Here is a 12,399-nt window from a genome sequence, read left to right on the forward strand (position 1 = left end):
AGCGGCTCGGCCCGGGCAATCCCGGGGAAGCACCCGGGCGTGCCCCGTAGTCTGTACTGGCAGGATTTTCATGGTTGCAGGAAGGCGTACGTCGGTCATGGCGCAGCAGGACACCGATCAGCAGCACGGGGGCGTGCTCCCCGTGGACGACGAGGGCTTCGTCATCGACACCGAGGACACCGAGGAGCGTGAGGCGGCCTGGCGTGAGCGCGGCACCTCGCGGCCGATCACGGTCGTCGGGAACCCGGTGCTGCACAAGGAGTGCAAGGACGTCACCGAGTTCGGCGCGGAGCTGGACCAGCTGGTCGCGGACATGTTCGCCAGCCAGCGCACGGCCGAGGGTGTGGGCCTGGCCGCCAACCAGATCGGCGTCGACCTGAAGGTCTTCGTCTACGACTGCCAGGACGACGAGGGCGTGCGACACGTCGGCGTCGTCTGCAACCCCAAGCTCGTCGACCTGCCCGCCGACCGGCGCCGCCTCGACGACAGCAACGAGGGCTGCCTGTCCGTCCCGACCGCGTACGCGCCGCTGGCCCGGCCCGACTACGCCGAGGTGACCGGCCAGGACGAGAAGGGCAACCCGATCAAGGTGCGCGGTACGGGCTACTTCGCCCGGTGTTTGCAGCACGAGACGGACCATCTGTACGGCTACCTGTACATCGACCGGCTGTCCAAGCGCGAGCGCAAGGACGCCCTGCGGCAGATGGCCGAGAACGAGCCCCGCTACCCCGTGGTGGCCAACGACTGAGGTCCCTCAACGACGACGCCTGGCCGGGCACTGCTCCCGGCCGGGCGTCGCTCATGTGTGCGTCGCACATTCGATCCTGTGTACGTCTGAACTGACCCATATTCAGTCACACAAGGGATATTCTCGGCACGGTCGGAGATGGGTGGGCCAAATCCGTTCCCAGACCGGTCAGTTGTGGTGCTGAATGGAAAGCGCGGGGATACGCAACGGCGCGCGCCCGGCACGGCGGGAGGGGCGTGACGCCAACCGGCGGCTGAGAGGGGTTTGTTCGTGCCAGCTTTCCCACACAGCACTTCACCGACGACGATCGCGGTTGCGGTACCACCGGCGCTCTGCTTGCCGGTCATCGAGACCGCGTTTCCCCGTCGACTGCACCCGTATTGGCCCCGTCTGCAGGAGAAGACACGTTCCTGGCTGCTGGAAAGGCGGCTCATGTCGGCGGACAAGGTCGAGGAACACGCCGACGGGCTCCGTTACACCGACCTCATGGCGGGCTACTACCTCGGGGCGCCCGACGAGGCGCTGCAGGCGATAGCCGACTACAGCGCGTGGTTCTTCGTCTGGGACGACCGCCACGACCGTGACATCGTCCACCACCGGCCGGGCGCCTGGCGGAAGCTGAGGCTCCAGCTCCATACGGCCCTGGACGCACCCGGGCACCATCTGCACCACTCCGATCCTCTGGTCGCAGGGTTCGCGGACAGTGTGGGACGCCTGTACACGTTCCTGGGCGAGCGGTGGAACGCGCGCTTCGCCCGGCACTTCCACGCGGTGATCGAGGCGTACGACCGGGAGTTCCGCAACCGCACCCGCGGGACCGTCCCGACGGTCGAGGCCTACCTGGAGCTGAGGCGGCTGACCTTCGCGCACTGGATCTGGACCGATCTGCTGGAACTCGGCGCGGGATACGAACTGCCGGACGCCGTTCGGAAACACCCCGCATATCGACGGGCGGCACTGCTCAGTCAGGAATTCGCCGCCTGGTACAACGATCTGTGCTCGCTTCCCAAGGAAATCGCGGGAGACGAGGTCCACAATCTGGGGATCAGTCTCGTTCAGCACGAGGGGCTGACGCTCGAGGAAGCCATCGGAGACATGCGCCGGCGGATCGAGGAATGCATATCCGGTTTCCTCGCCGTCGAAAAAGAGGCACTACGGTTCGCCGATTCCCTCGCGGACGTGTCCGTGGAGGGAAAGGAACTGAGCGATGCCGTGAAGGCGATCGTCGCAAACATGCGGAACTGGTTCAGCGCCGTCTACTGGTTCCACCATGAGTCCGGCCGCTACCGGGTCGACAGTTGGGACGACCGCTCGACACCCCCGTACGTCGACAACGAAGCGGCAGGTGAGAAATGACCCTGGAATCGGTCGGATCGAAGGCGCCCGAGGCGCCGGCGCCCCCGCGTGTCGCCCCGCTCGCCGCGGGCGGCGTCCCCCTTCTCGGCCACGGCTTGCAACTCTTCCGCGACCCGCTCGGATTTCTGGGCCGGCTGCGCGACGACGGCGGCGTCGTCCGGCTGAGGCTCGGGCCCAAGACGGTGTACGCGGTCACCACTCCCGCGCTCGCCGGGGCCCTCGCGCTCAGCACCGACTTCCAGATCGGCGGCCCGCTGTGGGAGTCCCTGGAGGACCTGCTCGGCAAGGAGGGCGTCGCCACCAGCAACGGTCCGCTGCACCAGCGCCAGCGACGCGCCATCCAGCCCGCCTTCCGGCAGGAGGCCGTCCCCGGCTACGGGCCGGTCATGGCCGAGGAGGCGCGCGCGCTCGTGGAGCGCTGGCGGTCCGGCGCGACCATCGACGTCACGACGGAGTCGTTCCGTGTGGCCGTGCGCATCGCCGCCCGCTGTCTGATGGGGGGCACCTACATGGACGAGCGGGCCGACCGCATCTGTGCCGCGCTCGCCACCCTCTTCAGCGGCATGTACCAGCGCATGGTGATACCGCTCGGACCGCTGTACCGCCTGCCGGTTCCGGCCAACCGGGCATTCAACCGGGCACTGGCCGATTTGCATCTCCTGGTCGATGAGATCGTCGCCGCCCGCCGGGCATCCGGTATAAAGCCGAACGATTTGCTCATGGCTTTGCTGGACGCGAAGGACCACGACGGTGAGCCCATTGGGGAACAGGAGATCCACGACCAGGTCGTCGCCATCGTCACGGCCGGGAGTGAAACAGTGGGCTCCATGGTCATGTCGCTTCTCCAGGTGCTCACGGATCACCCGGAACAGGGGGACAAGATCCGCGACGAAGTGAAAGCCGTGACGGGCGGCCGACCCGTCGCATTCGAGGACATCCGGAATCTGACGTACACCGCCAATGTCATCGTCGAGACAATGCGGCTGCGCCCCGCCGTATGGATTCTGACGCGGCGGGCCGTGACCGAAACCCAGCTCGGCGGGTATCGCATTCCGGCCGGGGCGGACGTCGTGTACAGCCCCTACGCGATCCAGCACGACGCGCACTCCTACGAGGAGCCGGAGCTGTTCGACCCCCACCGCTGGCTCCCGGAGCGCGCCAAGGACGTCCCGAAGTACGCGATGACCCCGTTCGGGGTCGGCAACCGGAAGTGCCCCGGGGACCACTTCTCGATGGCCGAACTCACCTTGATCATGGCGGAGATGGCGTCCGCCTACCGTTTCGAGGAGGTGCCCGGGTCCGACCCGAGGCTCCGCATCGGCATCACCCTCCGCCCGCGCAGGCTGCTGCTCAGGGCACTGCCGAGGTGACCTTCCGGGCGCACGTTCAGGCGGCCTCGGGGCCCCTGAACGTGCGCCGGTAGGCGGCCGGCGTCGTCCCCAGGGCGCGCCCGAACTGATGGCGCAGCGCCGCCGCGGTGCCGAATCCCGTGCGGTCGGCGATCGCGTCCATCGTCTCGTCGGTCCGCTCCAGCAACCCCTGGGCCAGCAGGACCCGTTGACGCAGGATCCAGCGGTACGGCGTGGTGCCGGTCTCCTGCTGGAAGCGTCGGGCGAAGGTGCGCGGGGACATGTGCGCGCGGGCGGCCAGCTGCTCGACGGTCACCTCCTGGTCGAGATGGCGCTCCATCCACACCAGCACCTCCGCGACCGTGTCGCACTGCGACCGCGGCAGCGGCCGCTCGATGTACTGGGCCTGGCCGCCGTCGCGGTGCGGCGGCACCACCATCCGCCGGGCGATCCTGTTGGCCACCTCCGGCCCCTGCTCCTTGCGCACGATGTGCAGACAGGCGTCGATCCCGGCGGCGGTGCCCGCGGAGGTGATCACCGGGTCCTCGTCGACGTAGAGCACGTCCGGTTCGACGACCGCCCGGGGGAAGCGGCGCCCGAGGGTGTCGGCGTGCCGCCAGTGAACCGCGCACCGCCGCCCGTCCAGCAGCCCGGCCGCCCCGAGCACGAAGACGCCGGAACAGACGCTGAGCACCCGGGTGCCGCGCGCGACAGCTCGGCGCAACGCGTCCAGCAGCTCCGGCGGATACTCCCGGGTCGCATAGGTGTCACCGGCCGGCAGGGCGATCAGATCGGCCTCCTCCAGCCGCTCCAGTCCGTGGGGCGTGGACACGGTGAATCCGCAGTGGGTGCCCAGCGTGAGGGTCTCGGCCGAGGCCACCGCGAAGTCGTACACGGGCAGGCCCTCGTCGCTGCGGTCGATGCCGAACACCTCGCACACGACGCCGAGTTCGAAGGGGTGCACACCGTCGAGGAGGACGGCGACGACGTTCTTCAGCATGCTGCCAGTGTGCCCGGGAAGTGGCAGCAATTCGAGGGTGGAGGGCAGTCCTGCCACTGTCAGGAGCATCGGCCGTGAACGACAGTTACCGCATGAACGCATTCACGGGATACGCGACCGTCCTGCTCCTCCTCCTTCTGCTGGCGGGCCCGGCGCTCGTGGGTCTGCTCCACGAGCGCCGGACCGACCGTCAACTGAGGGCGGCCGGGGCTCAGAAGTCCTCGTCGAGGTCGACGGTGCCCTCCACCGCCACCTGGTACGCCGAGGGACGCCGCTCGAAGAAGTTGGTCAGCTCCTGAACACCCTGCAGCTCCATGAAGGCGAAGGGGTTCTCCGAGCCGTACACCGGGGCGAAGCCGAGGCGCGTGAGGCGCTGGTCGGCGACACACTCCAGGTACTGGCGCATCGAGTCGGTGTTCATGCCGGGCAGGCCGTCACCGCACAGGTCCCGGCCGAACTGCAGTTCGGCCGCGACGGCCTCCCCCAGCATGTCGGTGACCTCCTGCTGGAGCTCGTCGTCGAAGAGCTCCGGCTCCTCCTTGCGGACCGTGTCCACGACGTCGAAGGCGAACGACATGTGCATCGTCTCGTCCCGGAACACCCAGTTGGTGCCGGTGGCCAGACCGTGCAGCAGACCCCGGCTGCGGAACCAGTAGACGTACGCGAAGGCGCCGTAGAAGAACAGGCCCTCGATGCACGCGGCGAAGCAGATGAGGTTGAGCAGGAAGCGGCGGCGGTCGGCCTTCGTCTCCAGCCGGTCCAGGTTCTCCACCGAGTCCATCCACTTGAAGCAGAACTCGGCCTTCTCCCGGATGGATGGGATGTTCTCCACGGCCGCGAAGGCGGCGGTGCGGTCCTCCGGGTCGGGGAGGTAGGTGTCCAGCAGCGTCAGATAGAACTGGACGTGCACGGCCTCCTCGAACAGCTGGCGCGACAGATACAGGCGCGCCTCGGGGGAGTTGATGTGCTTGTACAGCGTCAGCACCAGGTTGTTCGCGACGATCGAGTCGCCGGTCGCGAAGAAGGCCACCAGACGGCCGATGAGGTGCTGCTCGGCCGGCGTCAGCTTGGCGAGGTCGGCGACGTCCGAGTGGAGGTCGACCTCCTCCACGGTCCAGGTGTTCTTGATGGCGTCCCGGTAGCGCTCGTAGAAGTCGGGGTAGCGCATCGGGCGCAGGGTCAGTTCGAAGCCCGGGTCGAGCAGGTTGGTGTTACGGGTCATTTGTCTGTCGGCGCGAAGCGCCGTCCTCCAGGGGCGGTGGTCGGGCGACGGGTGGGCATTACTGGCAGGCCTCGCAGGACTCGGGGTTCTCAAGGGAGCAGGCGACCGCGTCGGGGTCGGCGACCTGCTGCGCGGGGATGGTCGCGGGGGTCTGCGCCTGGGCCGCGCGGGCGATCCGGGTCGCCGGGCGCGAGCGCAGGTAGTACGTCGTCTTCAGACCCTGCTTCCAGGCGTACGCGTACATCGAGGAGAGCTTGCCGATGGTCGGCGTCTCCATGAACAGGTTCAGGGACTGCGACTGGTCCAGGAACGGGGTGCGGGCCGCGGCCATGTCGATGAGTCCGCGCTGCGGGATCTCCCAGGCCGTGCGGTACAGCGCCCGGACGTCCTCGGGGATCCACGTGAAGCCCTGCACCGAGCCGCCCGAGTCGCGCAGCGCCTCGCGGGTGCGCGCGTCCCAGACGCCGAGCTGCTTCAGGTCCTGCACCAGGTAGGAGTTGACCTGAAGGAACTCACCGGACAGCGTCTCGCGCTTGAACAGGTTGGAGACCTGCGGCTCGATGCACTCGTACACGCCCGCGATGGAGGCGATGGTCGCGGTCGGGGCGATCGCGAGGAGCAGCGAGTTGCGCATGCCGACCGTGGCGATCCGCTCGCGCAGGGCCGCCCAGCGCTCGGGCCAGGTCAGCTCGGCGCCGTAGTGGTCGGGGTGCAGGACACCCCGGGCCGTACGGGTCTTCTCCCAGGCGGGCAGCGCGCCGTTGCGCTCGGCGAGGTCGGCGGAGGCCTCGTACGCGGCGAGCATGATGCGCTCGGCGATCCGCGTGGACAGCGCCTTGGCCTCGGGCGAGTCGAAGGGCAGGCGCAGCTTGAAGAAGACGTCCTGCAGACCCATCGCGCCCAGGCCCACCGGGCGCCACTTGGCGTTGGAGCGGCCGGCCTGCTCGGTCGGGTAGAAGTTGATGTCGACGACGCGGTCGAGGAAGGTGACGGCGGTGCGGACCGTCTCGTCCAGGCGCTTCCAGTCGATGTCCCCCTCGCTCACGAACGCACCGAGGTTGACCGAACCCAGGTTGCAGACCGCGGTCTCGCCGTCGTCCGTGACCTCCAGGATCTCCGTGCAGAGGTTGGAGGAGTGGACGACATGGCCCGCGGTCGCCGTCTGGTTGGCCGTGCGGTTGGCGGCGTCCTTGAAGGTCATCCAGCCGTTGCCGGTCTGCGCGAGGGTGCGCATCATGCGGCCGTACAGGTCACGGGCGGGGATGGTCCGCTTCGCGAGCCCCGCCGCCTCCGCCTCGCGGTAGGCGGTGTCGAACTCCTCGCCCCACAGGTCGACCAGCTCCGGCACGTCCGCCGGGGAGAACAGGGACCACTGCTCGTCGGCGTCGACCCGGCGCATGAACTCGTCCGGGATCCAGTGCGCGAGGTTGAGGTTGTGCGTACGCCGGGCGTCCTCACCGGTGTTGTCGCGCAGCTCCAGGAACTCCTCGATGTCGGAGTGCCAGGTCTCCAGATAGACGGCGGCCGCGCCCTTGCGCCGGCCGCCCTGGTTCACGGCGGCGACGGAGGCGTCCAGGGTCTTCAGGAACGGGACGATGCCGTTGGAGTGCCCGTTCGTGCCGCGGATCAGCGAACCGCGGGAGCGCACGCGGGAGTAGGCGATGCCGATGCCGCCGGCGTGCTTGGAGAGGCGGGCGACCTGGTGGTAGCGGTCGTAGATGGAGTCCAGCTCGTCCAGCGGGGAGTCGAGCAGATAGCAGGACGACATCTGCGGGTGGCGCGTACCGGAGTTGAACAGCGTGGGGGAGGAGGGAAGGTAGTCGAGGCGGCTCATGAGCCCGTAGAGCGCCGCGACCTCGCCCATCGCGCGGGCGCTGTCGTCCTCGGCGAGACCGGCCGCGACCCGCAGCATGAAGTGCTGCGGCGTCTCGATCACCTGACGGGTGATCGGGTGGCGCAGCAGATAGCGGCTGTGCAGGGTGCGCAGCCCGAAGTAGCCGAAGCGGTCGTCGGCGGCGGGGTCGACGAGGGCGTCCAGCCGGGCGGCGTGCCGGTGCACGAAGGCGGCGGTCCGGTCGGCGATCAGGCCCTCCCGGTGCCCGACGGCGACGGACTCGGTGAACGACGTGACGCCCTGGGAGGCGGCCTCGGCGCGGACGGAGATCGTCAGCAGCCGGGCGGCCAGCCGGGAGTAGGCGGGGTCCTCGGAGATGAGACCGGCGGCCGCCTCCGTGGCCAGCTCGCGCAGTTCCGCGGCGATGCCGGAGTCCGTGCGCCCCGACCGGCCGCGCAGCGCGGCGGCGGCGACCCGGCCGGGGTCGGCGTCGGGGAGGTCGGCGGTCAGTTCCATCAGGGTCCGCAGCAGCGCGGCACCGGGACCGTCGGTCTCCTCGGTCACCGCGGACGACACCGTAGCCGGTGTCGCTGAAGCCGGGTCGGCTGGCGCGATGGTCACGTGGGGCTCTCCCTCGCTGGGCTCGAGGCCTGGCGGAGGGCAGGGGCAGCTCACGAGCGCACGCGGGCGTCGCGTCCACCGGCCCATTCCACGAGGCCCGGACGTCAGGCGCCCGGACCGGTCGGCCGGGCGCGCTGTCGGCAGGTCCTCGGACTGACGCTTGTGCCGCACCGTCACAGGGACGGACATGCACAAGTACACCGTTGCGGGACAGTTCCGGATTCGCACCGGATTCCCCTGCGACGACAGCGAGCATGAGCATACATCTTGTGCCGGGTCGCGGCGTCACCCCCAGATGTTGTGCCGTGTCGGCTCCGGAGCGTGTCAGAGTGTCAACGCATAGGTGAGCAGCCTGAGGTCGAACAGCTCCGGGAGCGGGTTCCAGTCCCGCTCTGGTGTGCGAAGGAAGCCGAGGCGGGCGTAGATCCGGTGGGCGGTGTGCATGGTGCGCTGGGTGGACAGCACCACGCTCAGACAGCCGGGGACCGTCCGGGCACGGTCGACGCAGGCGCGCACCAGGGCCTCGCCGGCGCCGCGCCCCCGCGCGGCGTGGTCGACGGCCAGCATCCGTATCTCCGCCTCGCCGGGACCGGCGATGTCGGCCATGGGCCCGCCCGCCGGTACGAAGGTGACCCCGCCGAGGACCCGCTCGCCTGCCACGGCGACCAGCACCTCGGCGGCGTCGGCCCGCTTGGCCACGTCTCTCAGCTCGTCGAGGTAGGAGTCGCTCTCGCCGAAGTCGAGCAGCCCGTCCCGGAGGTAGGCCTGAGCGGTGATCTCGCCGAGGGTGGCGTACTCCTCGGGCAGTGCCTGGCGGATGGTGAGGTCCATTGGCCGAGTGTGCCCGACGGACACGACGGCGGGCCGCCGGATTTCTCCGACGGCCCGCCGCCTGCTCCGGGTCCCTGTGGCCCGAGACCCGGTCGTCCGGGGTCTGGTGCCGCGACCGGAAGGGTTCACCGGTTCCGGCGAACCTTCCCGGCCACAGCACCAGGGCCTGTCGTCACACTCCCGCCTGCCCCGCGACGCCATGCACGCTCCCCCACGCTCGGCTTCGCTCGCGCGGGCGGTGCCCCTACGGCCGCACCGGGCGAGACCCCACGCACCTCCAGTACGAGGGCCCCCCGAGCTCTTCGAGCAGGGGGTCCCCCGAGCACGCACCTGACGCCGCGGGCCGCCCTCCGGGCGACGACGCGAGTTCGACGACAGGCCCTAGTGGGACGTACCGGCCGTCGCCGGAGGCAGTTCCACCTGCACCCCGGGGTCGCCCGCGTCCGCCGTGTAGTCGTCCGGCCTGGTCTCGTCGACGCCCTCGGGGGCCTTCACGGCCTTCAGGACGAAGGTCAGGACCACCGTGACGACGACGTTCATCGCGAACGCCGTCAGGCCGATGTAGCCGATCTCGCCGATGCCCGGGATCTCCTTCGCCGAGCCCCCGAAGTGCTTCTGCGTCGGGGAGGCGACGCCGTACGCCGCGAGGGTGCCGTAGACCATGCCGACCGCCCAGCCCGCGAGCAGTGCCCAGCGGTGGAACCAGCGGGTGAAGAGCCCGCCCACCAGGGCCGGGAAGGTCTGCAGGATCCAGATGCCGCCGAGCAGCTGGAAGTTGATGGCCACCGTCTTGTCCATCGTCAGCACGAAGACCAGGGCGCCCACCTTCACCAGCAGCGACACGATCTTGGAGACCCGGGTCTCCTCCTTCGGTGTGGCGTCCGGCTTGATGAAGTCCTTGTAGATGTTGCGGGTGAACAGGTTGGCGGCCGCGATGGACATGATCGCCGCCGGGACCAGCGCCCCGATGCCGATCGCCGCGAACGCCACGCCCGCGAACCAGTCCGGGAACATGTCCTCGAACAGCTGCGGAATGGCCAGCTGCCCGTTCTGCACCTTCACGCCCGCCGCGATCGCCATGAAGCCCAGCAGCGCCAGCAGACCCAGCATCAGCGAGTACAGCGGCAGGATCGTGGTGTTGCGGCGGATCACCTCACGGCTGCGCGAGGACAGGGTCGCCGTGATCGAGTGCGGATACATGAACAGCGCGAGCGCGGAGCCCAGGGCGAGCGTCGCATAGGTCCACTGACCCGCCTCCGGCGGTGCGAGGGCCCCGCGCGGCTTCCCGGTCAGCGGACTGGTCTGCGCGAACGCATGGCCCGCCTTGGCGAAGATGTCGTCGAAGCCGCCCAGCTTGATCGGGATGTAGATGATCGCCACCGCGATGACGAGGTAGATCAGCCCGTCCTTGACGAACGCGATCAGCGCGGGGGCCCGCAGACCCGACGAGTACGTGTACGCGGCGAGCACACCGAAGGCGATCAGCAGCGGCAGGTCCTTGACGAACCAGTTGGTGTTCTCGCCGCCGCCCACGCCCATCACGTCCAGCACGGCCTGGATGCCCACCAGCTGGAGCGCGATGTACGGCATCGTCGCCAGGATGCCGGTGACCGCCACCGCCAGCGACAGCCCCTTGGAACCGAACCGGCCGCGTACGAAGTCGGAGGTGGTGACGTATCCGTGGCGGTGCGACACCGACCACAGCCGGGGCAGGAAGGTGAAGATCAACGGATAGACGAGGATCGTGTAGGGCACGGCGAAGAAGCCCGACGCGCCGGCCGCGTAGATCGCCGCCGGTACGGCCACGAAGGTGTACGCCGTGTACAGGTCCCCGCCGAGCAGGAACCAGGTGACCCAGGTGCCGAACGAGCGGCCGCCGAGGCCCCACTCGTCGAGGCTGTGCTCGTTCTCGGCCTTGCGCCAGCGGGCCGCCAGGAAGCCCATCACGGTGACGGCCAGGAAGAAGAAGACGAAGACGCCGAGCGCGACGCCGTTCACGCCGTTTTTCACTCCGACGCACCCCCCTCGCGGCCGGCGCGGGCACGCTGGTCACGCCGCCACAGCTGGTAGGCGAGCATGGTCAGCGCCGTGGAGATCAGCACCCACAGCATCTGGTACCAGTAGAAGAAGGGGATGCCGATGAACGTGGGATCGGTCTTGGCGTAGGAGCCGACCCACAGCATGGCGACAAAGGGTGCTACAAGACAGAGGGCGATGATGACGCGTACAGGCGTCACTCTCGCCTCTCCTGTCACATCCGACTGATCTGACATCCGGTGGCTCCGCTCCCCTCACAGTTCACCTGTGTAATGCGCAGGCAATCTAGGTGACGGGGTGCCAGGGCGGAAGACCTCGTCCGGATATCGGCCCTCAACGGTGAGGAAAGGCCGCCGGGCGGCTCACTCCTGGGGCCGCTTGAGCCTTGCCACGAACTTGTACCGGTCCCCGCGGTACACCGACCGCACCCACTCCACCGGCTTGCCCTGCCGGTCCAGCGAGTGCCGGGAGAGCATCAGCATCGGCAGGCCGACGTCCGTGCCGAGCAGGCCCGCCTCACGGGGGGTGGCCAGCGAGGTCTCGATGGTCTCCTCGGCCTCCGCGAGATGGACGTCGTAGACCTCCGCGAGCGCCGTGTAGAGGGAGGTGTACTTGACCAGCGAGCGGCGCAACGCCGGAAAGCGCTTGGCGGACAGATGCGTCGTCTCGATCGCCATGGGCTCGCCGCTCGCCAGCCGCAGGCGCTCGATGCGCAGCACCCGGCCCCCGGCCGCGATGTCGAGCAGCCCGGCGAGGGTGTCGTCGGCGGTGATGTAGCCGATGTCCAGCAGCTGCGAGGTCGGCTCCAGACCCTGGGCGCGCATGTCCTCCGTGTACGAGGTGAGCTGCAGTGCCTGGGAGACCTTCGGCTTGGCGACGAACGTGCCCTTGCCCTGGATGCGCTCCAGCCGGCCCTCGACGACCAGCTCCTGCAGGGCCTGGCGCACGGTCGTGCGCGAGGTGTCGAACTCCGCGGCCAGTGTGCGTTCGGGCGGTACCGGCGTCCCGGGCGGCAGCGTCTCCGTCATCTCCAGCAGATGCTTCTTCAGACGGTAGTACTTGGGCACGCGCGCGGTGCGGACGGTCGCCCCGCCCTCGCTCTCCGCACTGCTGACGTCGGTGCTCATGGTCTGCCTTCCCGGCTCCGGATGCCGAAGCGACCGACACTCCGCCGGTCGCGGCTCACATCGTGGCACGGCCTGATGCGGGGGGTCCCCGCATGTTCCGCGATCCCCGTCACGCGTCCGGGGATCCCTTCTGTATACCGTCGGCACTCCCGCTGGTCTAGTCCACCGCCCCGAAGTGGTCCAGTCGGCAGGCTGCCGCTGGCCTGCCCTTTTTGCTGGGTTCCTACTTAAAGGTCCTTGCATATGTAGGTCCCATAACGGACGCCCGGACCGC

At 69.1% G+C, this 12,399-nt stretch carries 10 protein-coding genes and 1 riboswitch; of the genes, 3 read left to right on the plus strand and 7 right to left on the minus strand.

The window, feature by feature from the left end; genetic code table 11:
- The first annotated feature begins 97 nt into the window (after positions 1-97).
- From def to ACFY2Z_RS20575, 3 genes are all read left to right on the plus strand, one after another.
- The gene (gene def, locus ACFY2Z_RS20565) at positions 98-748 is read left to right on the plus strand and encodes a peptide deformylase (protein WP_390745539.1); all 651 of its coding nucleotides are present in this window, start codon (positions 98-100) and stop codon (positions 746-748) included.
- A gap of 270 nt (positions 749-1,018) precedes the next feature.
- On the plus strand, positions 1,019-2,104 hold the full coding sequence (gene cyc1, locus ACFY2Z_RS20570; protein WP_390745540.1) for an epi-isozizaene synthase: 1,086 nt from the start codon (positions 1,019-1,021) through the stop codon (positions 2,102-2,104).
- Positions 2,101-3,474, plus strand: coding sequence for a cytochrome P450 (locus tag ACFY2Z_RS20575; protein WP_390745541.1), 1,374 nt, complete (start codon positions 2,101-2,103; stop codon positions 3,472-3,474). The genes cyc1 and ACFY2Z_RS20575 overlap by 4 nt, the downstream gene beginning before the upstream one ends.
- Before the next feature lie 16 nt (positions 3,475-3,490).
- Here ACFY2Z_RS20575 and ACFY2Z_RS20580 read toward each other — a convergent pair whose 3' ends face one another.
- The 7 genes from ACFY2Z_RS20580 to ACFY2Z_RS20610 form a co-directional block, all read right to left on the minus strand.
- Positions 3,491-4,453: a GlxA family transcriptional regulator gene (locus ACFY2Z_RS20580; RefSeq protein WP_390745542.1), complete on the minus strand. Its 963-nt coding sequence runs from the start codon at positions 4,451-4,453 to the stop codon at positions 3,491-3,493.
- 211 nt (positions 4,454-4,664) lie between these two features.
- Positions 4,665-5,675: a ribonucleotide-diphosphate reductase subunit beta gene (locus ACFY2Z_RS20585; protein WP_390745543.1), complete on the minus strand. Its 1,011-nt coding sequence runs from the start codon at positions 5,673-5,675 to the stop codon at positions 4,665-4,667.
- 58 nt (positions 5,676-5,733) lie between these two features.
- Positions 5,734-8,130, minus strand: coding sequence for a ribonucleoside-diphosphate reductase subunit alpha (locus ACFY2Z_RS20590; protein ID WP_390745544.1), 2,397 nt, complete (start codon positions 8,128-8,130; stop codon positions 5,734-5,736).
- Between the two features lie 143 nt (positions 8,131-8,273).
- Positions 8,274-8,367: riboswitch (cobalamin riboswitch) on the minus strand.
- 87 nt (positions 8,368-8,454) lie between these two features.
- Positions 8,455-8,961, minus strand: coding sequence for a GNAT family N-acetyltransferase (locus ACFY2Z_RS20595; RefSeq protein WP_390745545.1), 507 nt, complete (start codon positions 8,959-8,961; stop codon positions 8,455-8,457).
- A 381-nt stretch (positions 8,962-9,342) separates the two neighbouring features.
- Positions 9,343-10,971, minus strand: coding sequence for a monocarboxylate uptake permease MctP (gene mctP, locus ACFY2Z_RS20600; protein ID WP_390745546.1), 1,629 nt, complete (start codon positions 10,969-10,971; stop codon positions 9,343-9,345).
- Positions 10,968-11,234: a DUF3311 domain-containing protein gene (locus ACFY2Z_RS20605; protein WP_390745547.1), complete on the minus strand. Its 267-nt coding sequence runs from the start codon at positions 11,232-11,234 to the stop codon at positions 10,968-10,970. The genes mctP and ACFY2Z_RS20605 overlap by 4 nt, the downstream gene beginning before the upstream one ends.
- Positions 11,235-11,360: 126 nt before the next feature.
- Entirely contained in the window at positions 11,361-12,125 is a 765-nt protein-coding gene (locus ACFY2Z_RS20610) for a GntR family transcriptional regulator (RefSeq protein WP_311692889.1), read from the minus strand.
- Positions 12,126-12,399 lie beyond the last annotated feature (274 nt).

The organism is Streptomyces sp. NPDC001222 (genome assembly GCF_042896945.1).
In the GTDB taxonomy this organism is placed as follows: domain Bacteria; phylum Actinomycetota; class Actinomycetes; order Streptomycetales; family Streptomycetaceae; genus Streptomyces; species Streptomyces gibsoniae.

What these genes read in the sequence shown, in the direction of transcription:
- def (WP_390745539.1), top strand. Translation starts at nt 98, where the DNA reads ATGGCGCAGCAGGACACCGATCAGCAGCACGGGGGCGTGCTCCCCGTG.
- ACFY2Z_RS20575 (WP_390745541.1), top strand. Translation starts at nt 2,101, where the DNA reads ATGACCCTGGAATCGGTCGGATCGAAGGCGCCCGAGGCGCCGGCGCCC.
- ACFY2Z_RS20580 (WP_390745542.1), bottom strand. Translation starts at nt 4,453, where the DNA reads ATGCTGAAGAACGTCGTCGCCGTCCTCCTCGACGGTGTGCACCCCTTC.
- ACFY2Z_RS20585 (WP_390745543.1), bottom strand. Translation starts at nt 5,675, where the DNA reads ATGACCCGTAACACCAACCTGCTCGACCCGGGCTTCGAACTGACCCTG.
- ACFY2Z_RS20595 (WP_390745545.1), bottom strand. Translation starts at nt 8,961, where the DNA reads ATGGACCTCACCATCCGCCAGGCACTGCCCGAGGAGTACGCCACCCTC.
- ACFY2Z_RS20605 (WP_390745547.1), bottom strand. Translation starts at nt 11,234, where the DNA reads ATGTCAGATCAGTCGGATGTGACAGGAGAGGCGAGAGTGACGCCTGTA.
- ACFY2Z_RS20610 (WP_311692889.1), bottom strand. Translation starts at nt 12,125, where the DNA reads ATGAGCACCGACGTCAGCAGTGCGGAGAGCGAGGGCGGGGCGACCGTC.